20 protein-coding genes are annotated in these 23,942 nt (G+C 58.5%); 7 read left to right on the top strand and 13 right to left on the bottom strand.

Annotation, left to right across the window (positions count from 1 at the left end):
* Positions 1-3: 3 nt before the first annotated feature.
* From O77CONTIG1_RS11290 to dnaN, 7 genes are all read right to left on the bottom strand, one after another.
* On the bottom strand, positions 4-714 hold the full coding sequence (locus O77CONTIG1_RS11290; protein ID WP_068510647.1) for an HAD family hydrolase: 711 nt from the start codon (positions 712-714) through the stop codon (positions 4-6).
* A gap of 145 nt (positions 715-859) precedes the next feature.
* The gene (locus O77CONTIG1_RS11285) at positions 860-1,765 is read right to left on the bottom strand and encodes a class I SAM-dependent methyltransferase (protein ID WP_068510645.1); all 906 of its coding nucleotides are present in this window, start codon (positions 1,763-1,765) and stop codon (positions 860-862) included.
* A gap of 143 nt (positions 1,766-1,908) precedes the next feature.
* Positions 1,909-3,102 (bottom strand): DUF3419 family protein, encoded by a 1,194-nt coding sequence (locus O77CONTIG1_RS11280; protein ID WP_068510641.1) that lies wholly within the window; start codon positions 3,100-3,102, stop codon positions 1,909-1,911.
* Positions 3,096-5,666 (bottom strand): PEP/pyruvate-binding domain-containing protein, encoded by a 2,571-nt coding sequence (locus O77CONTIG1_RS11275; RefSeq protein ID WP_068510640.1) that lies wholly within the window; start codon positions 5,664-5,666, stop codon positions 3,096-3,098. The genes O77CONTIG1_RS11280 and O77CONTIG1_RS11275 overlap by 7 nt, the downstream gene beginning before the upstream one ends.
* Positions 5,667-5,895: 229 nt before the next feature.
* On the bottom strand, positions 5,896-6,882 hold the full coding sequence (locus O77CONTIG1_RS11270; protein ID WP_084782538.1) for a UbiA family prenyltransferase: 987 nt from the start codon (positions 6,880-6,882) through the stop codon (positions 5,896-5,898).
* A gap of 43 nt (positions 6,883-6,925) precedes the next feature.
* On the bottom strand, positions 6,926-7,786 hold the full coding sequence (locus O77CONTIG1_RS11265) for a DUF72 domain-containing protein (protein ID WP_068510638.1): 861 nt from the start codon (positions 7,784-7,786) through the stop codon (positions 6,926-6,928).
* A gap of 240 nt (positions 7,787-8,026) precedes the next feature.
* Positions 8,027-9,178 (bottom strand): DNA polymerase III subunit beta, encoded by a 1,152-nt coding sequence (gene dnaN / locus O77CONTIG1_RS11260; protein WP_068510636.1) that lies wholly within the window; start codon positions 9,176-9,178, stop codon positions 8,027-8,029.
* Between the two features lie 785 nt (positions 9,179-9,963).
* On the opposite strand from dnaN, the gene O77CONTIG1_RS11255 reads away from it, so the two are divergent.
* The 4 genes from O77CONTIG1_RS11255 (at position 9,964) to O77CONTIG1_RS11240 (ending at position 14,363) form a co-directional block, all read left to right on the top strand.
* The gene (locus O77CONTIG1_RS11255) at positions 9,964-11,790 is read left to right on the top strand and encodes a PAS domain S-box protein (RefSeq protein WP_084782536.1); all 1,827 of its coding nucleotides are present in this window, start codon (positions 9,964-9,966) and stop codon (positions 11,788-11,790) included.
* 56 nt (positions 11,791-11,846) lie between these two features.
* Positions 11,847-12,167 (top strand): ATP-dependent Clp protease adapter ClpS, encoded by a 321-nt coding sequence (gene clpS, locus O77CONTIG1_RS11250; protein ID WP_172799670.1) that lies wholly within the window; start codon positions 11,847-11,849, stop codon positions 12,165-12,167.
* A gap of 303 nt (positions 12,168-12,470) precedes the next feature.
* Positions 12,471-12,980, top strand: coding sequence for an inorganic diphosphatase (locus tag O77CONTIG1_RS11245; protein WP_068510631.1), 510 nt, complete (start codon positions 12,471-12,473; stop codon positions 12,978-12,980).
* Positions 12,981-13,226: 246 nt separating this feature from the next.
* On the top strand, positions 13,227-14,363 hold the full coding sequence (locus O77CONTIG1_RS11240; protein WP_068510629.1) for a PotD/PotF family extracellular solute-binding protein: 1,137 nt from the start codon (positions 13,227-13,229) through the stop codon (positions 14,361-14,363).
* Positions 14,364-14,496: 133 nt separating this feature from the next.
* Here O77CONTIG1_RS11240 and O77CONTIG1_RS11235 read toward each other — a convergent pair whose 3' ends face one another.
* Positions 14,497-14,796, bottom strand: coding sequence for a hypothetical protein (locus O77CONTIG1_RS11235; protein WP_068510626.1), 300 nt, complete (start codon positions 14,794-14,796; stop codon positions 14,497-14,499).
* 272 nt (positions 14,797-15,068) lie between these two features.
* On the opposite strand from O77CONTIG1_RS11235, the gene O77CONTIG1_RS11230 reads away from it, so the two are divergent.
* On the top strand, positions 15,069-16,058 hold the full coding sequence (locus O77CONTIG1_RS11230; RefSeq protein WP_084782534.1) for a LysR family transcriptional regulator: 990 nt from the start codon (positions 15,069-15,071) through the stop codon (positions 16,056-16,058).
* On the opposite strand, the gene O77CONTIG1_RS11225 is transcribed toward O77CONTIG1_RS11230, so the two are convergent.
* The 4 genes from O77CONTIG1_RS11225 to O77CONTIG1_RS11210 all read right to left on the bottom strand — a co-directional run bounded on the left by O77CONTIG1_RS11225 (position 15,948) and on the right by O77CONTIG1_RS11210 (position 20,130).
* Entirely contained in the window at positions 15,948-16,859 is a 912-nt protein-coding gene (locus tag O77CONTIG1_RS11225) for a DMT family transporter (protein WP_068510625.1), read from the bottom strand. The genes O77CONTIG1_RS11230 and O77CONTIG1_RS11225 overlap by 111 nt on opposite strands.
* Positions 16,859-17,713: a peptidoglycan recognition family protein gene (locus O77CONTIG1_RS11220; protein WP_084782532.1), complete on the bottom strand. Its 855-nt coding sequence runs from the start codon at positions 17,711-17,713 to the stop codon at positions 16,859-16,861. The genes O77CONTIG1_RS11225 and O77CONTIG1_RS11220 overlap by 1 nt, the downstream gene beginning before the upstream one ends.
* A 236-nt stretch (positions 17,714-17,949) precedes the next feature.
* A complete protein-coding gene (locus O77CONTIG1_RS11215) occupies positions 17,950-18,840 on the bottom strand; it encodes a succinate--CoA ligase subunit alpha (protein ID WP_068510620.1) in 891 nt (296 codons plus the stop codon).
* Between the two features lie 93 nt (positions 18,841-18,933).
* On the bottom strand, positions 18,934-20,130 hold the full coding sequence (locus O77CONTIG1_RS11210; protein ID WP_068510618.1) for a succinate--CoA ligase subunit beta: 1,197 nt from the start codon (positions 20,128-20,130) through the stop codon (positions 18,934-18,936).
* 151 nt (positions 20,131-20,281) lie between these two features.
* Between O77CONTIG1_RS11210 and O77CONTIG1_RS11205 the strand changes: the two genes are divergently transcribed.
* Both O77CONTIG1_RS11205 and O77CONTIG1_RS26805 read left to right on the top strand, forming a co-directional pair.
* Positions 20,282-20,956, top strand: a complete 675-nt coding sequence (locus O77CONTIG1_RS11205; protein WP_068510616.1) for a YqiA/YcfP family alpha/beta fold hydrolase — start codon at positions 20,282-20,284, stop codon at positions 20,954-20,956.
* A 336-nt stretch (positions 20,957-21,292) separates the two neighbouring features.
* A complete protein-coding gene (locus tag O77CONTIG1_RS26805) occupies positions 21,293-22,897 on the top strand; it encodes a HEAT repeat domain-containing protein (protein WP_084782530.1) in 1,605 nt (534 codons plus the stop codon).
* A gap of 53 nt (positions 22,898-22,950) precedes the next feature.
* On the opposite strand, the gene moaA is transcribed toward O77CONTIG1_RS26805, so the two are convergent.
* Complete coding sequence (gene moaA / locus O77CONTIG1_RS11195) at positions 22,951-23,934, bottom strand: GTP 3',8-cyclase MoaA (RefSeq protein WP_068510612.1); 984 nt, start codon at positions 23,932-23,934, stop codon at positions 22,951-22,953.
* Positions 23,935-23,942 lie beyond the last annotated feature (8 nt).

The following is a 23,942-nucleotide window of genomic DNA, read 5'->3' as shown; positions in this document are numbered from 1 at the left end:
TTGTCAGGCCGCAGCCGATTGCGAGAAGACCCGCCGCACATAATCCAAATCCAGGTCATTGAAATAGTCGATCGCCCAGTTAGCGCGGCGCTGCATCATGTGAAACGGGTAGGTGTTGGCGATGCCGACAACCTGAATCCCTGCGCGTTTGGCCGCTTCAATGCCTGCAAACGTGTCTTCAATGGCGAGACATTCTGACGGTTGCAGATTGAGTCCGGGAATGGCTTCGTTCAGCCGCTGCACGCCCAGCAGGTAGCCGTCTGGCTCTGGCTTGCTAGTAGGGATCTCGTCGCCCGCCACGATCACTTTGAAATAGTCCGCCAGATTGAGCCGCGCCAGCACGATCTCGATTTCTGCCCGCACGGCTCCACTGACGATCGCCATCGGCAGTTGCGCCGCCCGAATTTGAAAAATTAAATCTTCTAGCCCCGGATAGCTGGGCAGCTTTTCAATTTCCTGAATCTGCAACTGGTAATAGCGCGACTTGCGGGCCACCAGTTCATCCAGGTACGTATCGGTGACGATGCGCCCGCGCCGCGACAGCAGTTCTCGAATGCAAGCGCGATCGCTCCGTCCTACGCAGATTTCCCGATATTCCTCCGGTTTTGGACGCAGGTTCTCTTCCACCAGCAGCTTTTCGAGCAACCGTTGGTGCAGCGGTTCGTCATTGATAATGACACCGTTGAAGTCGAAGAGGATGGCGCGGAGGGACATGTGAAGGGTGATGGGGTGTTGGAGAAGGGAGGGAGAGAGGGAGGGAAGGAGAGAGGGGGAGAGTGATGGAGTGATGGAGTGTTGGGGTGTTGGAGTGTTGGATTAGCCTCTCCGTCACTCCGTTACTCCTTCTCACATCATCTCATCATCCCCTCAACCCCCTCACCTCCCCAACGCCCCAGTTCCATGCCCATTGGCGATCGCCCTCGCTCAGCGGCGTGGCAAACTCCACCGAGCGCACCTGCTGTCCTGGCAGCGGTTTTACGCCCTGCGTAATCTGGTGAATCACCCACAGGTTGTCGGTTTGCACCGCGCCAAACCCGGCCTTGCCCATCCAGGCATCGACGCTGCCTGCGGCGTAGGCTTTGATGTAGGGTTCTTCAAAAATTTCGGTGAGCCATTCGGTCTGGCGGATGACGCTCTGGTTGCCGTCTAGCACCAGCACCTGCCCGCCTACGGTCAGCAGGCGAAAGGCTTCCCGCAGGATGGCTTGGGCGACTTCCGGCGGCGTTTCGTGAAACAGAAGCGTGGCCGTGACCAGATCGAAGCTGGCATCGGGAAAGCCCGTATGCTCGGCATTTTGATGGACAAACTGGATATCGAGGCAATCGCCCTTCGCCTTATCCTCTGCCACCGCCAGCATATAGGGCGACAGATCCAGCCCGATGACTTCCGCCTGGGGAAACGCCCGCTTCAGCATCCGCGTTGAGGTGCCCGTGCCGCAGCCCAGATCCAGAATGCGGCGGGGATTGCCCTGCACTCGTTCCACCAGCGCTTTGCGTACCCAGGTTTCATTCGGCGGCAGCGCGTATTGCGTAATTGGGTCGTAAGATAGCGCCGCTTCCAGGCTGAGATAGCCACCCTCGATGCTATGAAAATTTTGGCTGCTGTAATAGCTGGGGTATTCTACCGCTGGGTTGCGGAGGCGATCGCTCTCTTGCTGCCAATCGCGGCTCTGGTAATAGCGCAGAATCGCGTCCCGGTCGATTAGGAAGGTTTTGACGACCGGAGCCAGAAATCGCTCAAAAATGGTGTCATTGCGGACAGGCATAGGGCGATCGCGCCTCGAACGCGCCTCCAAGAGTTGAGTGCAGTCGTTTCGATCTCTCGTTTGTAACAAATTGTTATATCAGGATTGTAACCCGATTCTGCGGGTCAACAAGCAGGCTCCAGCAACCTTGCAAGCCTCTGGAACTAGCAGATTTCCTCGACCACGAAAGCACTGTAGAAAAAGGCCTTGTCTTGGCGGTGCAGGGCTTCGGCCAGTTCGGTCAGCGGGCGCAACTGGTCGGCCATTCCTTCTGGGCGGCTACGGGGAGCCAACATATTCCAATACACCAAGCGGCCGCCCGGTTTGCCCACTTGCGCCAGCCGATGCAGCAGGTGGTAATAGTTGGGCAGCGACAGATACTCGAAAATGTCGCTTAGGTTAAAGCGGCTAATCGATGCGTGGGGCACCCGTTTCAGATACTCCTCTACCGAACAGCAGTGCCACTCCAGCCGATGCAGGTTGGCGCGAATCGTGTCGAAGTGTTCGGGCTGAAGCGCCACGGGCAGCGCCGTCAGATGTTGCCCCGTGAGAATCCACTGCAAATAGGGATTTTCGGCGGGATCGAGCTGGGTGAGGGCGTAGCGGGTGCGGTCGAGGATGCGGCTGGCCACATCGCCGTCTACATACTTAAAGAAGCTGGGGTCGCGCCCCATCCGCCCCATGACCAACCGCGAAAAGAAAATCCGAAACATCAGCCGCCAACGCCAAGTGTCCCACTCGCGTCGATAAAACCGCTCGCACTGCTCCGGCGGGCCACCCTCGAGCAGCCGCATCACCTGGCGGCGGGAGTGAACCAGCGGCAGCACGCGACGGCGAAACAGGTCGAAATAGCGCTCGAACTTGCCTGCATGACCAATACCCCGCTCAATCTCGGCTGGATGGGTATCCCAGAAGTAGCACACGTCTGGCGAAAGCTGGCTGCGGCAGCGCTGGTAAAGTTCCGGTCGGTTGCGCCCCGGACGCGAGCCAATCAGCACCAGCAGTTCCTCGTACTCTAGCTCACGGTAGGCCGCGACCCGCAGTTCCAAACAGGCCAACTGCGCCGGGCTGAGGTCGAGAGCGATGACTCGCGCCGGGTCTTGGGTCAGCATGGCCAGGGCATTGTCTCCCGCAGAGGCGATCGCCAGACAGGTGTCGCCGGGGCGAATGTCCAGCGCCTCCAGCAAAATTTCAGCATCTTCCCAGCACTGGGCGTAGCGGATATAGGAAAAGTCGGCCCGTCGCTGCACCTCTGAGGCAGCCTGGAGCGGTGGAGCCTGCGGTATGGTCTTTCGGGGCGCATGGCCACTCAAATCGCCCGTCGGTTCTCCGGTTTCATCGTCTACGTTACTCAACATACGCCTGCGCCCTCCTGAGACGCTTCGACGGCCACAACCCGCAAAATGGTTCCCGTGCTGCCGTCCATTTCCACCCAGTCGCCCGTTTGCAGCGCCGTGGTCACGCCCGGAATCGACACGATCGCCGGAATGCCCATCTCCCGCGCCACAATCGCCGCGTGGGACAGCAGACTGCCCCTTTCTACCAATACGCCCGCCGCCGCCGGAAACAGCATGATCCAGCCCGGATCGGTGCGCTCGGCCACCAGGATGCTGCCTGGTTTTAGCACGGCAGTTTTGGGGTCAGTGATGACCTGCACCGGAGCGCGGACGCGGCCGGGGCAACAGCCCAGTCCTTGTAGAGTGCTGGCGTTTTGCGGTTGTGGAGAACTGGCGGGTTGGGGAGTTGGCAACTGGAGGCGATCGCCCGGTGGAGGCAATTCTCGGTAGCGGTCAAATTCGGCGCGACGGACGCGCACCAGTCCCTTCAGGTCGTGGCAGGTGGCCGTGCCGTCGAGCTTGCCCAAGAGCTCCTCTAGCTCCAGATAAAAGACATCGCGGGGATCATCTAGCCAGCCCTCAGCATAAAAGCGGCGACCCAGTTCCACGGCAATGCGCCGCACCCGCCCAAACACGCGAGTCCGCTCGAAGCGCAAATTTTCGCGATCGCGCACTCGCGCCCTGGCATTCTGAAGCACCCAGTGGAAGAAGATGCGTTTTAGGGGAGAAAATTGGAGCGATTGGCGAACTTGGGTTTCAGCGCGGTATCGCAGCGAGGGTTGGGAGGATGCGACGGGCGGCTCCGTCTTGTCTGAGCGCTGGCTCTCGACGGCTGCCAAACTGCCCACAGAGCGCAGGAGCATCAGCGGATCGTCCTGCAAGGTAGGGCTTTCGAGCTTCAGTTCTTCCAGACAGCGATCGCCAAATTTTGCCAAATAGTCTTCGTATTGCGCCTGGAAGGCGGGAAAGGCGGCGAGTTTGGCGCGAATTTCGGGGAGGGAGCCTGTTTGCAGCAGGGCGACGAGGGCAGGCGACTGGGCGGCGGTGTGCGCCATGTACTGGATGCGGCGGGCGGGTTCGGCGCTGATCATGCCGCCCTCGCCGCTGATCAAGTCGTTTTGCAGGGTTCCGGCGGTGTCGTTGCACCAGGCAGCAGTCAGCTTTCGCAGCACACCGTAGAAGATCATGGCGAAGAAGTCGTTCACAAGGGGCGCATCCCAGCGGGTCAAAAGCTGGCGCTCTAAGTCGTAGTAGTGGGCGACGAGTTCTTCGGCACTGCGGGTGTCTAGCGACTCGACGGGCAGGCTAAGCGCCTCATCCAGACGACTATAAAAGCGGCGAATTTGCCTGGGTAAGGTCAGATAATTTTTCACCAGTCCCAGCAGCGTTTTGACCAGGCGCAGGCTGTCGCGTAGCTTATCCTGGGCGGTGGCTTGGTGGAGCGTGGCGAGTACATCGGCGGGTAGCTCCTCCTTTACGCCCATCATCTGTTCCATAAAGCGGCGATTCACCTGGAATCCGGGCAGCAGCGCCAGCACGCGATACCAATTCAGCAGGTTGTAATAGATGCGCCCCTGCACCAGACCCAACATACAGCGGAAGGTGTTGTCGTGTTGCAAAATAGCCGTTTCAGACACGCCCATCATCCGGCAAAACTCCCGATACACCGCTTCGTAGGCGCGGCGGGCAAAGGAAAACGTGAGCGGCGTGGTGATGCCGCCATAGCTTTCGGCGATGTTGCTGTTGTCCCAAATGACCAGGCGATCGTCGGGGTCGGGCTGGCCGCGCAGGGTGGTGATGGGGCGCGATTGCAGCAGGTAAAGCCGGCCCTGGGCGATCGCCCATTCGATATCCTGCGGGCGGGCAAAGTGTCGCTCGGCGCGGCGGGCGAGCTGGGCGATTTCGCGCACCTGCGCTGGAGTCAGCACGGGATTTGCCGGGTCTTGCAGTTGCGCTGAGAGAATTTCGCCGTCCCGGTTGACCGTCCAGGTGTCGGCATCGGATTCGCCAGAGACCAGTTTTTCACCCACGCCCCGCACTGCCGACACCACCGCCACGCTCCGCTGATGGGTAATCGGGTTGGCGCTAAAGGCGACACCCGCCACTTCTGCATTGACCATGCGCTGCACCAGCACAGCCGGCGGCGGAGGCGGTTCCGTTAGCCCATGCTCGCGGCGATAGGCCAGCAGGCGATTCGCAGCGCGATCCGTTTCGGAATCGCTCGTCGCCGATTGCCACACCTGCACAATCCGATCGCCCACCTGCTCCGGTGGCACAAACAAATAGCTCTCTAGCTGCCCCGCAAACGACAGCGTTGCGCCATCCTCCTCCACCGCCGACGATCGCACGGCGACGAGTTCCCCTTGGGGACACAAGCGGGCGATCGCCGCACTCAGTTCCGCCTTCACCGGTTCCGTCAGCGCCACCCCCTGGCCCACCAAAAACGCTTCCGGCGACACCACAAACCACTCCGGAATCGGAAACTCGCCCGTTGCCGAATGCTGCAAAGCGTAGAGCGATCGCGCCTTGCCGCCGAGTTGATCAGGCAGGAGGTCGGGGTCAGCGGAAAAGAGAATAAAAGACATAAGGGAGGGGGAGAGGAAAAAATGGAAGAACGAAGAACGAAAAACGAAAAATGGGTTAGTGTCCTTAGTTTTTCGCCACCTCGATCTGGCAATCGCTGAAACCCTTACAGCATGGTTGCTCTTGATTGGTCATTTTGAGGGTGGCGAATAAATCGGGACACTAACGAAAATGGAATCTCTTCGTTCTTCGTTCTTCGTTCTTCGTTCTTCGTTCTTCGTTCTTCGTTCTTCATTCTTCGTTCTTCATTCTTCGTTCTTCATTCTTCATTCTTCGTTCTTCATTCTTCATTCTTCTCTCTTCCCCCCTCCACCATTCCCTACCGCACCCCAGAACGGCACTAGTCCCCAGGATCAGGCAGATGCCGAGAACCCAGAAGCCTGTCACGCCCTGGAAGGCCTCTGCCCAGGTAGGAACAGGGCGGGCGAGGAAGCGCCAGGTGGCGACCATTGCCAGGGTGAGCAAGGGCAGCACAGCCAGGACGACCAGGGGCAGGATGCCAACGGCGTGGGCGGCCATAAGCGTGGCGATCGCCATCAGCCAGATCACCGTCAGCCAGGCGATCGCGGCTCGCTGCAAGCCCCACAGCGCGGTATAAGTTTCCACGCCGGGTTCTTCGTCCTGGGGAGCGCGAATTTTGCGGCCGATTTCGATGGCCAGACTCATGAAATAGCTGACCCCGCAAAACCAGAGCATTCGCCAGTCGGGTGCAGCCTGGGCGATCGCCCAGTCACACGCCATCGCAAACCCCGCCATCAGCGGCAAAATCACCGCGTGGGACAGCAGATAGGCCACGGGCCGCGCCTTGAGCCAGCGCGGGGCAAAAAACTCGCGGGTCATCAGCCCCAGATATGCCCACACCAGTCCTAGCATTCCCACCAGCGATCGCCCGACAGCGAGTGACAGTCCCAATTGCAGCACACCTGCGGCGATCGCCACCCAACCCAACTCCGTCAGCGTCACCAACCCGCGCGGCACGGGGCGATAGGGGCGAAACTGGCGATCGGTGTCAGCATCTTTAAATTCATCGGCGACGCGCAATTGCAGGAAGAACAGAAACAGGCAGGGAAAGGCGATTGCCCATGCAACCCCTGGAAACGCCGCCGCCCCCCGCACCAGCGCCCCATAGCCCACCGCCCCCGCCGCAAACGCCGCAATCAGCAGCCCGTTGGTCAAAAGGGGAAAGCGTTCTTTTTGGTAAATCCACCAGCGGTTCATACTCAAACAGGCTCATTAAAAGAGACTTATCAAAACAGGCTTATCAAAACAGGCTCAACTGCTGCGGTTCTTCGGGCGGTTGGGCGATCGCATCCCAGGGCAGGGGTGGCACAGGTGCGCCCGCCTGCTCTAGCCAATACTGAAACTGTCTGGCGTTGCGGGGAGAATGTTCCTCCACAGGGCAATGGACAAATAAGTAAACTCGTTTATCGGCTTGCAGCCATGCGGTGATTTGCCGCGCCCAATCTTGAAAATAAGGTTCGTTAAAGTCGAGACTGGGATGGCTGATGTAGCGAATCAGCACCGCATCAGTGGTGAGGGTTTTGTGGAGCGGGACGCGGGGTTTCTTGCGCTCCGACTCGATCTGGGGGTCATCGGGACAGTCGTAAATCGGGCGCGTGTCGAGTAAGACGCGACTCGTGTTGTAGTCTGCCAGTAGATACGTTAGCTCGATCGTATTGGCCTCACGAAACCAGTCCAGATGACGGACTTCAACGGCTAATTCGGCGCGGTCGTGGGGCCAACCTTCCAGAAATGCGCGCAGGTCGTCTTGCTGGGCAGGGCTATAGCTGGGCGGAAGCTGGAGAAACATCGGGCCAAGGCGATCGCCCAGCCCTGCCATGCGATCCAAAAAGGCGATCGCCGCTGGCAGTCGCGGAGCCAGCAAGCCCTGATGAGACACATCGCGCGGCAGCTTGGGGCAAAAGTGAAACCCCGCAGGCGTGTCCATTGCCCAACGCTGCACGGTCTGCTCGTCGGGCGTGGAATAAAAAGTGGTGTTGCCCTCCACGGTCGTAAACCGCTGCCCATAAAGCCGCAGAAAATCTGCCGGCCGACTCCCGTTGGGATACAACTCGCCCACCCAGTCTTTATATGCCCAAATCGCGCAGCCAATCCGAAACATTAGCGAAACCGCAAGCAGGGTCGCGAGCAGGTTATGTATTCAAGAACAGCATTCAAGAACAAGACGACCCTCTGCTTCTTAACGCTAACATCTGACCTAGACAGAATGGGCGATCGCCCCACTTTATCTTGCTCGCTACATCTTTAGCGCTGCTTTTGGCGATCGCCCCTCATTTCCCAGCAAAGTGTAAACCCCTTGGATACGACCAATTGAGCAAGTTCTTTTTCAACTGGAGGTATTTCAACTCCGGATTTGAATCGGCATCACCAGGTAGGTCATTTTCAATCCCCCCAGCGGCGTTAGAATCGCCGGACTCGTCGCAGTGTTGCACTGCATCTGCACCTCACTTGTGTTCAGCACCTTCAGCCCTTCCAGCAGATAGCGGACGTTGAAGGCAATATCTAAACTATCACCAGAGATCTGAGCTGGAAGCGCCTCGCGACCGCTACCCACGTCTGGCGCATCGACAGAAATGACCACTTCTTGCCCTGCTGTGTCCAGGCTAAATTTCACGATGTTGTTTTTCTTGTCGGCCAGTACGGAAATACGCTCCAGCGCCCCAATCAGCAGCTTGCGCTCGACGGTCATCTGGCGCGAAAACTGACGAGGAATCAACTGGCGATAGTTGGGATACTGCCCTTCCAGCAGGCGACTGGTGAGGCGCTGATTGTCCCACTGAAACAGCAGTTGCCCCTGGTCAAACCGGAGGGCGATCGCCTCCCCGGCCGGGTGCAGTTGCAACATCCGCTCCAGCTCCCGCAGCGCCTTACCAGGAACCGTCACATCAAACGCCACCTCGGTTTCGGCATCGTCTCCTTCACCTGCCATCTCTGACTTCACCGTATTGACTACCGACAGCCGATGCCCATCCGTCGCCGCAAACTCCATCTCATTTGCCGCCACCGCCATATGCACTCCCGTCAGCACTTGCTTGGTTTCATCCGTGCTAGCCGCAAACAGCGCCCCCCGCAGCCCATCAATCAGTTGCTCCACCGGCAAATACACCGCTTCGCCTGTTTCCACTGTCGGCAGTTCGGGATACTCTGTCGCGTCAAGTCCCTGCACCTGATAGCGCCCCAGCGCCGAGGTCAGCGTGGCCAGGCTGCTGTCTGCCTCTGTACTGAGGGTGATTTCTTCATTGGGCAGGCGCGATACGATATCGCTGAGAAGCTTGGCCGGCAAGGTCAGCAGCCCCCCTTCCTGCACCTGCGCCGCAAAGCTTGTCTGCACTCCCAGGCTCAGGTCAAACCCTGTCAGGCTGATTTCCTGCTTGTCTTCGTCCGCGTGTATCAGTACGTTTGCTAGCACCGGATGGCTCGGATTTGAGGGCACAGCACGGCTCACCAAAGACAAGTGGGCATTGAGTTCGCTCTGTGGGCAGATAAATTTCATGGCGGGAACAAAAAAGAACTCAGCGGGCGGGTTTGCGGAGCAGTAAACTGGGGAACCCTTTGGGAACCCTATAGTCAAAGCGCCAATCGACAGCCGATCTCCAAAAGGGTTGGAACGTCATCCTAGCACCGTTGCCCGTCAGGTTTAAACTGGGCAAACAAGTGGGCAAACAAGCGCTCTCTTGGAGCGGGTTCGGAAAGTTATTTAAAGATAGAAAGGGTAGTAGTAGGGGCTGTGGAAAGTGTGGAAAAAATTGGGGATCACAGGCCGACTCTCGATCAGAATCTGATCTCACCTGTGGAAAACTTGTGGAAAACGCCAGTCTTTCTCCACAGCATCCTTGGGATTCCCAGATTTTTCCACGATCGAAACCCGCTTTCCACGATCGTTTCAACAGGTTTTCCACAGAAATCCACAGGTTTTCCACAGGTCGAGGGCAGTAAGTTTTTGCCTTTCTTTAGAATCCTTTTAAGCACGGTTGGAAAACTTTGAAAAAATTGACCTGCTTCAGGGAAACCTGAGTTAGATTCAGGCTTACGCACTTGCGATAAGTTTGCTGGGTTTTGGATGATTTCTCGCGGGCGCGGCCCGCGAGAAATCATCCAACCGCGTAAGTCCTAAGATTATTAGATTATTGGGGGTGTTCCAAGCCGGACACCAGTGGCAAAAGGGTGTAAGCATTAGGGGGAAGTGCTGTCCGTCGGGTTCGACCCGCAATCAGGACTCGATTTCCCTCGACGCAACTTAACAGATTTGTATGACGACCGCATCCTGGAACCTAAGCCGTGTCAAACTTGCCTGAGCCTATTTCTACGTCTCGGTTGCACCCAGATGCCGACAGGCTGTCTGATTTGGGTGTTGCTTCCGATGCCGTGCTGCGGGAGCAGGAGCAGTTTCTCCGCAGCATCTATGAGGGTGTGAACTTCTCGGTGTTTGTGTGCGACGTGCGGGAGAATGGCGACCTGTACGTAGCAGGGTGGAACCCCATCAGCGAGATGGATGTGGGCAAGCGCTCGGTGGATGTGGTTGGCAAGACGCTGGAGGAGGTGTTTGGCCCGGAGCAAGGCGGTGAGATTGCCCGGCGATTTCGTACCTGTGTCGAGCGGGCAGATGTGTATACCTATGAGGAACTGCGGATCTTTCAGGGGAAGGAGCGCTGGTTCTTGACGACGCTGAATCCGCTGAAGGATTGTAGCGGGCGCGTATACCGGCTGGTGGGCACGGCGATGGACATTACTGAGCGCCGCTTGGCGGAGGCGGCGCAGCGGGAAAGCGAGGAGCGGTTTCGGTTGGTGGCTGAGCGCACAGGTCAGTTGATTTATGACTGCGACTTTCAGACGGGGCAGATTCTTTGGGCGGGGGCGATCGCCAGCATCACCGGGCACAGCCCCGACGTGTTCCAGCAATTTGGCTTTGAGGGCTGGAAAGAGCGGGTGCATCCCGATGATTTGCCCGCTGTGTTGTCGCGGCTAGAGCGATCGTTGCAACTGCGGCTGCCCTACCAAGTGGAGGAATATCGCTTTCGCAAAGCAGACGGCAGCTATATCTACGTAGAAGACAACGGCGCGTTTGTGGAGAACGAGGCGGGTGAGGTCTATCGCATGGTGGGTACGATTAGCGACATCACCGAGCGAAAGCAGGCCCAAGTGAAACTGCAACAGTCGGAAACGGAGCTGCGGCAAAAGACCCAGGATTTGCAAAACACGCTGATCGAACTACGGCGCACCCAGAGCCAGATGATTCAAAACGAAAAAATGTCGAGTCTGGGTCAGTTGGTGGCGGGTGTGGCGCATGAAATCAACAACCCCGTAAATTTTATCTACGGCAACCTCACCTACGCCAGCCGGTACATTCGGGATTTGCTAAACATCCTCCATCTCTATCGGCACCAGTATCCCGAACCGCATTCCACGATTCAGGAACAAGCGGAAAAGGTGGATCTGGATTTTCTGATGCAGGATTTGCCGAAGCTGCTAGCCTCCATGAAGGTGGGGGCAGATCGCATTCAAAAAATTGTCGCGTCGCTGCGGACGTTTTCTCGGATGGACGAAGCCGAGATGAAGGCGGTGAACTTGCACGATGGGATCGACAGCACGCTGATGATTTTGCAAAATCGGCTAAAGCCACGCCCTGTGCCGGGAACGAACGGCGAGCAATCTGTGGCGATCGCCATTGAAAAAGACTATGGCGATCTGCCCGAAATCGAGTGCTACGCAGGCCAGCTCAACCAAGTGTTTATGAACCTGCTGAGCAATGCGGTGGATGCGCTGGAAGAGGAACTGGAGCGGCGACCAGGGTTTGAGCCGAAAATTCTGATTCGGACGCAGCGGGTGGGCGCAGATCGGGTGTGTGTGGCGATCGCCGACAATGGCCCTGGCATTCCACCTGCCGTTCAGCAGCGGCTATTTGACCCGTTTTTTACCACGAAGCCCGTCGGCAAAGGAACGGGGCTGGGGCTGGCGATTAGCTATCAGGTGGTGGTCGAAAAGCACGGTGGCGAACTGCGCTGTCTCTCGGCCCCCGGCGAGGGCACGACCTTTGAAATCGAGATTCCCCTCGTTTCGAGTCCAAGCCCAGAGTCTACCCAAAATTCGGGACCCCAGGTAGACTAAGAAAGGGAAATATTACATCTTGCTTAATGTAGAGCTTAGCTGCAAGTTTTATGCTGATGACTGCCTCTTTCGCACCGATGGCGATGGCTGCTGCCCCCACGATCGCCCCCGATAAGACAAGTCAGACAGTCCGCAAGCCCTACCCAAACTACAAAGTCATCGTGCTAAACGACGACTTCAATACCTTTCAGCATGTGGCCGAGTGCCTGATGAAGTACATTCCAGGCATGTCGGGCGATCGCGCTTGGGATTTGACCAATCAGGTTCACTACGAAGGGCAGGCCACGGTCTGGGTGGGGCCGCAAGAGCAGGCCGAACTCTATCACCAGCAGCTTCGCCGCGAAGGGCTGACGATGGCTCCCCTGGAAGCGGCATAGGCGAGTAACTGAATGCCTGAATATCCTGTTGCTTTCTGCCGGTACTCCGGCAATAAGCCTTGCAATTTCTCAGCGTGGCCACGTCTTCCCCTAAAATGCTATTCGGGGAGCGGATGCTGGGTCAATGCATCCTGTAAGCCGCTTTCGTGCAGGTAAAGAGTAAAGTGGGAACCGAAAGCAGGTCTATCGAACTAAGCCAGGCTGATTCTTCGTTCCCGATTTCTATCGCGTCAGCGTGGCGGGGCGATCGCCCTAGCGCCTGACCCCTGCAATAACCTGAACCCTTGCGCTGGAGAAAGAACAGTGGATTTATCGCGTATTCCCCCTCAGCCAAAGCCCGGCCTCATCAACGTGCTGATCGAGATTCCGGCGGGCAGCAAAAACAAGTACGAGTTTGACAAGGACATGAACGCCTTCGCGCTGGATCGGGTGCTGTACGCCTCGGTGCAATATCCCTACGACTATGGCTTTGTGCCCAACACGCTGGCAGACGACGGCGACCCGCTAGACGGCATGGTGATCATGGATCAGCCCACGTTCCCCGGCTGCGTGATTGCGGCGCGGCCGATCGGGATGCTGGAAATGGTGGACGGGGGCGATCGCGACGAGAAGATCCTCTGCGTGCCCGACAAAGATCCCCGCTATGCAGGGGTCAAGTCCCTGGCAGACATTGCGCCCCATCGCCTGGACGAAATCGCCGAATTCTTCCGCACCTACAAGAACCTGGAGAAAAAGGTGACGGAAATTTTAGGCTGGAAGGATGTTGATCAAGTGCTGCCGCTGGTCGAGCAGTGCGTCGCGGCTTACAAATAGCCTGAAGACGACCCGCTAAACGACCCGCTCAACGACCCACTGAGGAATGGGCCAAGGGCGATCGCCTTGGTGCATCAATCTTATGCAGTAACCCGTCTGGAGTTCATGCTCTGGGCGGGTTTTGCCCTTGGCTCAGCCTTGGGGCTGAACCTGGTTTGCAACGCCTGATTGCGTCAATCGGCTGCAAGTGTTGTAATCTATTCCCCAATAGTGAAACCTTGCCCCCGACCCAAAATAGTTGTACTCATGACCTCTAGCCGCTTTTCTCGCACCACGCGCCGTCGCTTTTTGCAATTTTCTGCTGCTGCCATTTCAGGTGTTGCCCTGAGCAACTGCGGCCGCAGCCCGTCGGGGTCTGGTGCGGCTCCGGGCGCTACACCCGCTGCTAATAGCAACCCCGCCAGTTCCGCCGCTGGCCCGCTGCACATTTACACCTGGGCCGACTATTCCAGTCCAGCGCTCTACCAGCGGTTTCAGGAGAAAACGGGCATCGAGGTGATTGCCGATGTGTATGACGGCAATGAAGTCATGCTGGCCAAGATGCAGGCCGGCGGTGGCAATCAGTACAGCATTCTCTATCCGTCGGACTATATGGTGCGGCAGATGATCGAATTGGAAATGCTGACCAAGATCGATCAGTCACGGCTGCCAGGGCTGGCAAACTTGCGCGATCGCTGGCAAGACCCGCTCTACGATCCCAAAAACGTCCACAGCGTCCCCGTGAGCTGGGGCACGACCGGGTTTATCTACAACAGTAACGTGCTGAACCCCGGCCCCGAAGATTGGGATTACCTTTGGGAAAATAAAGACAAACTCGCCCGCAAGATGACGCTGCTCGATGACCCGCGAGAAACGATGGGCGCAGTGCTAAAGTCGCTCGGCTATTCCTATAATTCCACTAATCCGGCCGAGCTAGACGAAGCTTACCAAAAGCTGCGGGAGCTAAAGCCAGCAGTGCGGGCGTTTGAGTCGTTTGGGTGGGAAGATCGGCTGATCGCGGGCGATCTGGTGCTGTGCATGACCTATTCCATCTTGGGGAATGCGCTGCCTGCGGATAACCCCGAACTGAAATACGTGATTCCCAAGAGCGGCACGTCGGTCTGGACAGATACGATGGTGATTCCCACCACCGCGCCAAATGTGGACGCGGCCTATGAGTGGATGAACTTTATGCTCGACCCGGAAACGGCGGCGTTTGCCTCCAGCGAACTGAAGTTTGCCACGCCCAACCAAAAGGCGTTTGACCTGCTGCCTGCGGAGCTTCAGTCCAACACCAATCTGTATCCTGACGATGCGATGATGGCGACGTTTGAGGGTATCAAAGATCTGGGCCCGGATAACGAGCAGTATGACAAGCTGTGGACGCAGTTAAAAGCTGGTTAGTGCTATGTCATAGCTAGAACTTAGGTTAGTAGTCAGCGCTTTAGCGCTGAAGCGCTAACTACAAGCCAAGCTAGGTTAGGTTTTGGAGTGATAGGGTGGCTTGCTCTAAATACTCCATCATTCCAGCACTCCGCTATTGTCGATACCGCTCCTCTAGCCAGACGCGCACTTCAGCTTCCGAGGCAAAGGTGGCGGAGAGATTGCTGGCTGGATCGTAGGCGTGCCAGGTGGTGCGTCCAGCGCGATCGCTCGTTTGCCACACGCGGGGTTCGGGTTCACCCCCAAACCGGTTGAGGAAGGCTTCAAACCACTTGCCTAAGGTACGAGATTTTTGCAATCTTGCAGCATTGGTTAGCTGCTCCAGGCTATCGAGACTGTCGATGCTAATGAGATTGAGGGAGTTTTGATTAAAGGATTCGGATGAGCTACGCATGGCGGATTCTCCTGAGGTGATAATGCGCTGGAAGAAATGTCTCTGCGCGGTGGATGCTCCTACTCTAGGCAGCGCGAACCGGAGAATCAAAAGGTTGGATGAATACAATTCATGAATAAAATTCATGGATGAATTGAGAGGGAACGGATAGTCTGAGTTAGGGGTTGGGGGCTAGGGGTTGGGGGTTAGGAAACTAGCACCAACACTCCATCACCCCATCACTCCCACACTGAGCGCAACTCGTCCTTTCACCCTTCAAGCAGGTAGCGGCCATGAACCAGGACAATATCAAGCTGTCTCAACTGCGGGCGCTGGTGGCGGTGGCGGAATCCGGTAACTTTGGCGAAGCAGGGCTGCAATTGGGCATTTCGCAGTCGGCCGTCAGCCATGCGATCGCCTCCCTCGAATCCGAGATGGGCGTAATTTTGTTTACGCGGGGGCGACGCGGGGCGCATTTAACACCCGTGGGCGATCGCATGTTGAACCACGCCCGCCAAATGCTGCACCTGCTGGACGTGATGGATAAGGAAGCCAACCTGGCCAAGGGCCTCCAGGGCGGCCAGGTGCGGGTGGCCTCTTTTCGCAGCGCGGCGACGCACCTGCTGCCGGACATCATCGCCGAGTTTCGCCAAGATTATCCTGGCATCATCGTCAGCATTGAGGAATTTCGCGGAGCCGCCGAGATTGAGCAAAGCCTGCGCGAAGGGCGCGTTGATATTGCCCTGTTTTGCTGGGGCGCATCGGTGGAAGAATTTGACACCTGGACGCTGTTTCAGGATGAATATGTGGCGCTGCTGCCGCCCGATGCGAAGTTGCAGCACCCGCCGCTGACCTGGGAAGAATTGACCAGCTTCCCGATGATCATGCCCGTCGATACCGACCACTGCTATTTTCTAATTCGCACCCACCTGGCGGCGCACAAGGTTCCCATCCAGCCCGCCTACAAAATCAGCGAAGATTCAACCATTGTCAGCATGGTGATGCGGGGGCTGGGCGCAACCATCATGGCGCAACTGGCGGCCGAGCCGCTGCCGCCGGGGGTTCAGGTTTACCCGCTGCCCGTGCCGCTGATGCGCGAATTTCAAGTCGCGGTTCGCAAAGACGCGCTGCATCCGCCTGCGGTGTATGCCTTTTTGGACGCGCTGAAGCGATCAGCCCCGCCAAAACAGCAGCCAGATCCCAGCGATCGCCACCAGCACACCCAGCACCGCCCTCAGACTCACGCGATCGCCCAGCGCAACGGCAATCGGAATCACAAATAGCGGACTGGTGGCCAGCAGCGATTGGGCAATGCCCGCTGGCGCAAACTTCAGCGCCGTTTGCTGGAGCCAGATGCCGAGAAACGTGCTGGCAAAAGCCGTGGCCGCCACAATGCCCAGAAACCGGGGCGATCGCAACTGGCCCACTTCCTTGCCCACGCTGACAAACTGCGGCGGCCGCCACGCCAGCCACAGCAGCAGCACCAGCAGCCCCGCCACCAGTCGAATTAGCGTGCCCCACAGCGGGCTGATGTCGGTGGTCGAAAGCGCTGCCCGCGAGAGGACAGCCCCGCTGGCCTGGCTCAGTGCTGCAATCAGTCCAAAGGCCAGTCCGCGCACCGGGCGATAGTTGCCGATCAACGAGTCGGGCGATCGCTCCACAATTACCCACGCCACGCCGCCCACCGTCAGCCCAATGCCCAGCCACGCCGCCCCGCTCAGCCGCTCTTGCAAAAACACCAGCGCCAGCAGCGCCGTCAGCGGGGGAGCCAGCGATTCCAGTAACAAGCCGCGCCGCGCCCCGATGCTATTCAGCGATGCAAAATAGGCCGTGTCGCCCAGCCCAATGCCGATCGCCCCGCTCAGCAGCAGCAGCCAAACAGCCGACCCGCTGGCCGCGGGCAGCCCCGACCCGCTCAGCCCCAGCGTCAGCAAAATCAGCCCGATGGAAATCAGCCCCTTGGACAAATTCAGCGCCATCGGTGACAGCCGCTGACCCAGCTTGGTAAACGCAATGGAGGCGATCGCCCAGATCAGGGCCGCCGCCAGCGCCGCCAGTTCTCCCCGAAACGCCGTCAGCCCCATCAACCCGAAAACTGCCGCAGCAGCGCCAAAAACTGCTCCCGATCAAAACTGCGCGGGTCGCTGCGGCTGCCAGAGCGATCGACGGCGCGGTGTGTGGTGATGCGGTTGACCGGAATGCCCGTGCGGGCAGTCAGCCAGGCCAGCGATTGATATTGGGCGCGGGTGTAGCCGCTGTGTCGCGACTGGTTGCCGCGGCCGTCGCTGGGGGTTTCCAGGGAAATGTGATAGGCAAAGTTATTCACCGAGGGCGGAAACTGCGGGTTGGTGTTCACCGTTTCTCGACCGTTGGGCCCGTCAAACACCGAATTCCCTGCGCCAAAGGCGCGATACTCCGGCGGCACGATATACACCACCGTGCCGTTTAGCCGAATCAGGGCGTGATAGCTGCGCTGATCTGCGTCGTTGGGATGGGGCGTGCGGAAGGTGTTGATGGCGCTGCTGGCCGAGCCAACCGTTTCATGTAGCACGATAATTGGGTCGTTGCTAACCGGGCGACCAGAGGCATCCGTCAAAAAGCGATAGCCAAAGTTGGTCGGGTGGGGCGGCGCAATTTCCTGGCGCGGCGTATAGCGGGATGCCACCTCGCGCATGACAGGATAGGGCACGCGCACGCTGGACAGATCCGCTTTGCCAGGAACCAGCACCTGCCGCAAATCGTTGGGAATGGGGTCGGGCGGCACGGGCAGCGGCACGCGATCGGGCGGAATGGCAGGGTCGGCAACGGCGGGAACTTCCGACACAGGGAGACGCGGCGCAGGCTCTGGCCGCGAAAACCGGGGAATCGCCGCCGCCCCTTTCATCACCAAGAGGATCAGCAGCGCCGCCATCATCCCCTGCAATAGCCGTCGTCCCATACTGAAATTCTCTCAATGCTCTAAGGTCTAAATTATCCGAGGTCTGACTGTTTTTTCAGAAGAGGGCGATCGCCTTCCGCAAGCTTCCGCAAGCTTCCGCACCGCTTTCCGCACCACTTCTGCAAAACCTCACCCAAACCCGCGCCAAGCTACCTCAATGTAATGCCTTCTAACCCGTTTCGGAAAGAGAAACAAGGGTGCTTAAGCAGAATAAAGTACCTCAGAAGCATTTGCAGTCATTTCCGCAGGGCGCGTTCTAGCAAGCCAGGAATATCGGAGGGGCGATTGGCGACTGGAACGCCTGCCTTTTGGAAAGCAGCCACCTTGCTGTCAGGCGTGCCGATTTCGCTGCCCCAGCCCGCCACCAGGGAGGCAATGATCGCTCCGGCGTGGCCCATGCGATGATTCTTGGGCGCGGTGCGTCCGGCAATGTAGGCAATTACGGGTTTGTCGATCGCCTCGACGATGTAGCGGGCTGCTTCTTCTTCACTGTTCCCCCCAATTTCGCCCACCAGCACGATCGCCTCGGTCTGGTCGTCTTCGTCCAGAATTTGTAGCCATTGCTGAAAAGAGGAACCAACGATGCGATCGCCCCCGATGCCCACCACGATTGACTGCCCTAGTTCCGCCTGCGTCAGGTGCAGCGCAATTTCGTGGGTGAGCGTGCCGCTGCGGCTGATCACCCCGATGCATCCAGGGGAATATAGCTCGGCGGGGTAAGTTCCCAATAAGACCTTGCCAGGGAGGATAATGCCGGGACTATCGGGCCCAACGACCAGCGTATCGGTGCGCTCAGCAATATGCAGCAGTTTCACCATGTCCAGCGGTGGTACGCCCTCCGTCACTAGCACCAGATGCCGAATGCCAGCGGCGATTGCCTCCAGTGCCGCATCCAGCATCCGATATGGCTCCACCAGGATCACGGCGGCATCCACCGGGCCAGTGGTCGCTACGGCCTGTTCCACCAGGTCAAACACCGGCACGCCCTCTAGCACTTGCCCACCGTGCCCTGGCGACACCCCTGCCACGATCGACGTGCCGTAGGCCCGCATTCGCGCCGTGTAGAGGCTTCCCAGAGCGCCGGCGATGCCTTGCACCAGAACTTTACTATTTGCAGATAAATCCATGCCTGATAGAGCGTTTTGGTGTGAGATTTGGGTTTGAAACTTGAGCCTTCAGAAGAGACGGGCAAAACGCAAAACGCCAGCCCAGAGGCGACCCTACCGCCCGACTCTGGCTCCCTCACTGAGGGCGATCGCCTTGGTGATGGCCTCATCCAGCGAATCCAGAACAACCAGCATCGGTAAGTTCAGCGCAGCCAGTTGCTTACGGGCTGCCGCCGCGTGGGCCCCGCCCAGCCGCACAACGAGGGGAACGGTCACAGGCGGGCGCTGCTGCTTCAGGTAGCGGGCGATCGCCCTGGCAACTGCATTGCAAGTTTCCACGCCGCCCAGCAAGTTGAGCAGCACGCTTTGTAGCCGCTGGGTCTTCAAAATCCAGTCCAGCCCTTTTTCCAGGCGATCGCACAAGGTATCGGGCGGCAGCCGGTAGGACGACTCTCCCCCCAAGTTCAGACAGGCCGAGGGCTGTCCACCCGCCTGATCGACCAAATCGAGCGTCGCCATTGTCAGCCCTGCTCCGTTGCACAAGATACCCAGACTGCCAGGAAACAGCATTGGGTTTAAGTTGGGCAGGTCGAAGGCACCAGCGGCCAATCCGTTGCAGGCCGGGCCAGCAGCCGAGGAGAGCGATGGGCGAGCGCCCGATTGCATCGCCAGCAAATCAGGATGTCGCCCCAGCGCGGCATCGTTGACCGTAATTTTGCCATCCAGCGCCATCACTTCGCCGGCCGGATTCACCGCCAGGGGGTTAATCTCGACCAGATCTAGGTCGTAGGTCAAAAATAGGCGATACATCTTCTCGGCGATCGCGCTGACAGACTCGATCAGCTCACCCGTCAGCCCCATGTTGATTGCTAATCGCCGCGCATAAAAGGGCGAAAACTCCCCATCCACCAGCACTTGCTGAATCTGCCGCGAAGTTGCCTCCAGTGCCATGCCACCTTCTCGCGCCCCCAGCAGCAGCGGCCGCCGCAGCGACGGATCAAGCACTACCGCCAGATAGAGTTCCTGGTCTGGCTCATACTTTGCCTCCGCCAGCAGCACCTCTGGATATTGCCCCAAGATCGGCAGATGGAAAATCGCCTGAGCCGCCGCCACTGCGTCAATGGTGTTTTCTGCAAAGCGCACGCCACCCGCCTTGCCTCGCCCGCCTGCATAGACTTGCGACTTCAGCACGATGGGGTAGGGAATCCGCAACTGTTTCAAGTCCTTGGGATGGTCAATCCGCTGCGACGGCAGGATAGGAATGCCAACTTTCTGAAATAGATCTTTTGCCTGATATTCAAGGAGATCCATAGAGGAAGAGAAGGGTAAGGAAGGGAGGAGGCGATGGAGGGAGGTGAGTTGCTGACTGTTTGAACACTCCGCGCCCTACAGATGACCAATCGCGTAATCTCAAAGAAGATTGCAAGAGAGATCTAAATATAGACCAGAAAACGACTGAGCAATGGTGTTCTGCTGCTACTTGCATGGGTTTGCGTCGAGTCCTAATTCTGCTAAGGCGCGGTATCTGGGCGATCGCTTTCGGGCGGCGGGTCTTTCTCTGGTCATCCCAGATTTAAACCAAAATGACTTTGCCCATCTGACGCTCAGTCGCCAAATTGCCCAGGTAGAGGCGCTGCTGCCGCCCCCACCGGAGCCTGTGGTGCTAATTGGGTCGAGCCTTGGGGGGCTGACGGCGGCCTGGCTGGGCGATTCGCGCAGCGATCCCTGCGGGAATCGCCCTCCCCAGGTGCAAAAACTGGTGCTGCTGGCTCCGGCGTTTGGGTTTCTCGATCACTGGCTGCCTCGCCTGGGCCCAGCGCAGGTCGAGCAGTGGAAAACGACCGGCTTTTTGTCGGTTTATCATTATGGCGATCAGGCAATGCGGCCGCTGCATTATGGATTTGTCTCGGATGCAGCGATGTATGATCACACCACGCTGAGGCGGCCAGTGCCCACGCTGATCTTGCACGGGGTTCGAGATGACGTAATTCCAATTCAGTCCAGCCGAGATTACGCCGCTACGCGCCCCTGGGTGACGCTACTGGAATTTGATAGTGACCATGCGTTAACCGACCAACAGGATGCGATTTGGCAGGCCGTCCGAACATTCTGTGAAATTGATTTAGAACTAAGCTAATGGGGGGGCATTGCCCCTCGCGCTTAGATACGCGCTTAGATACTGGAGCCGTTCAAGCTGCCTAGAATGAGAAAGATAGGGGACTGACGCAGTTGGACGGTCTCTCACAGGCTGTGCCCGTGAGAAATCGTCCAGAATCGAGAAAATTCATCGCGGGTGCGTGAGTCCTGAGATAGTCATTTTATGGGTGAAGCCGTGCTGCGTATCTGCTAGCGTAAATTCGCTCTAAAATCCTGACTATTGGATGAGATAGGAGATGAAATAGGTGTTGGATGGGCATTGATAACCTGGAATCGCTGAGGTGAAAACGGGCATGATGGGAGTCTTCCCTGAGCGATGATGCCTCAGTCTGCAATCTTGACCTGGAGTTTCATGCGCTGTTCTACGGTGCTGCTGCTGATTGTGATTTCTTCTGTAGGACTCGCTGCTGATTTGCGGGGGGTGGCTTCGAGCTTGCAGTGGGTTTCTGGCGCAGTGGCTCAAACCAGTGGGGAGGAAACCCAGACGGATGGGGCGATCGCCCCTGCACTCTATCTCGCCCAATCTAGTCAACCCGCCGACCTACCCAGCGCTCCCTCGCCCTCGCCGCCAGAGCTATTGGGATTGGGCAGTCGGGGGGCGGCTGTGCAGGAATTGCAAACCACGCTCAATCGACTGGGCTATTACTACGGCGCAATTAATGGTGAATTTGGCAAAGAGACGCAGACCGCGCTGCTGACGTTTCAAAAAGAATCGGGGCTGGTGGCCACAGGTGAGTTAGACGACCCCACCCGCGCCAGACTGCAACGAGCCAGGGCAGAGTTGTTGGGTGATGAAGCACCCCTGTTGGGTGGAGCAGCTATGCCTGCTAGTGGCGGAATAGAGACAGATGAGGCGGATGTGGAACCGTCAGAGTTGGCGGCGGGTGAAGCTGGCGAAGCTGCTGGAGTGCCGCAGCGTGAGCCAGTGGCACCGGAACCAGAATCGACTGAATCCGCAGACTGGATCGGCTGGGCAGGACTGCTGGCAGGGCTGGCGATCGCCATCGGGGTTATCTACAGCCAGTTGCGCCAGAGTCGGCTGGGGACGTTGGAAACAGACAGCGGGCCTGCGCTCGACGGGGCCGGCGGCTCAGGGGTGGGCGTGCCGTTGGAGCCGCCGCTCAATCCGAGCTGGTCGCGGGCAGCGGCAGAGTCGGCCGCCCCAAGCAACCTCGCCACAGGTCATGCCGCCACAGGTCATGCCGCCACAGGGAATGGCGATGCACCGCCCCAGGCTCCACCTGCGACTTCTGAGGTCGTGACCCGCGTGACGGGCGCTGAACCCGCCCCACAGCCTGATCCAAAGCCCAATATGCTGTGGGAAACGGTGGGCCCGATCGCGGCGACCAGTTCCTCCCATGCGTTGATTCCTACGCCAGCGCGATCGCCCCAGCCTGTGGATTCCCTCGCCCACGCCGCACCCGACTCAAATCCTGAAACTTCTCTGGAAACCGTTCTCACAGAAACCACCCGGCTCCAGCGCATCAGCATTGTGGATAAGCTGCTGGAGGAACTGCACAGCCCCGACCCGGCGACTCGCCGCAAGGCCATTTGGGAACTGGGTCAGGCGGGCGATTCGCGGGCAGTGCAGCCGCTGGTCGATCTGCTGGTGGAGGCTGATTCGCAGCAGTGCAGCCTGATTCTGGCAACGCTGTCGGAGATTGCCCTGCGGACACTCAAGCCGATGAAGCAAGCCTTGCTCACCTCCCTGCGCGACAGCAATGCCGATGTTCGCAAAAACGCGATTCGAGACGTGACGCGCATGTATGACGTGGTGACGCAGATGAGCGACCTGCTCAGCCATGCCGTGAATGACCCAGACCCAGAGGTGCAGGCGACGGCGCGTTGGGCGATCGCCCAGTTGTCGCGGGGGCGATCGCGCTCAGACTTGAACGGCAGCGCGGGCACTCAAGCAGACTAAACGAGCTTTCAAGCCGACTGGAATCGAGAAAATTCACGCCCCAATTCCCAGCACTAGCCCCCAATCTCCGACATCACCCGGTTCATCGGCACGTCCTGAGCCGCCAGCCCGTGGCCCCAGGGTTTCCACCAGATGCTCTCTTCAATCAGCGCCTTCAGGTCATCTACACTGGCTCCCCGGCGCAGCGGAGTCAGCAAGTCCAGTTCCTTTTCCCGCAGCAGGCAGAGCCGCAGCCGCCCATCTGCCGTCAGCCGCGCCCGATTGCAGCCCGCACAAAACGGCTTCGTCACAGAGCTAATAAAGCCCAGCGTGCCCAGCGCCCCCGGCAGTTGATAGAGCCGCGCTTCGCCATCTAGTTCTCCTTGGTTCAGCAGGGCTGGCGGTTGCAGGTGTTGCCCAATCACGCCCAGCAGCTCGTCTTCGCTCACCGTGTTTTGCTGCTGAAAGCCCGATACTTCCCCAAAGGGCATCATCTCGATAAACCGCACCTGCCAGGGAAATTCGTAGGTCAGCCGCGCCAGGTCTACCACGTCCTGCCCATCGTTAAAGCCGCGCACCACAACGGCATTTAGCTTCACCCGCAGCCCCGCATCGGCCGCCGCCTGCATTCCGCGCCATACGTCGTCTAGCTTGCCCCAGCGCGTAATCTGCTGAAATTTCTCTGGATTGAGCGTGTCGATGCTGATGTTGACGCGGCGCAGACCGGCCGCCGCCAGGGGCGCAGCCAGTTGCCCCAGCAGCACGCCGTTGGTGGTCATGGCGACCTCTGGCGCATCGGGCAGGTCGGCGATAAAGCGGACGATTTCGACGATGTTTTCTCGCAGGGTGGGTTCGCCGCCTGTCAGCCGAAACTTGTTGAAGCCCAGCAGCTTGGCAAAAATCGGCAGCAGTTGATACAGCTCTGCGTCTTGCAGCAGTTCTGCCCGTGGGCGAAACGTCATATTAACGGGCATACAGTAGACGCAGCGCAGATTGCACCGATCGGTGAGGGAAATGCGGAGGTAGTTGATGTTGCGACCAAAGCGATCCAGCGGCATCCCAATTC

It is taken from the genome of Leptolyngbya sp. O-77 (assembly GCF_001548395.1).
In the GTDB taxonomy this organism is placed as follows: domain Bacteria; phylum Cyanobacteriota; class Cyanobacteriia; order Elainellales; family Elainellaceae; genus Thermoleptolyngbya.
Note: the sequence above shows the minus strand (reverse complement) of the source record. Positions and strands in the feature narration are given on the sequence as shown.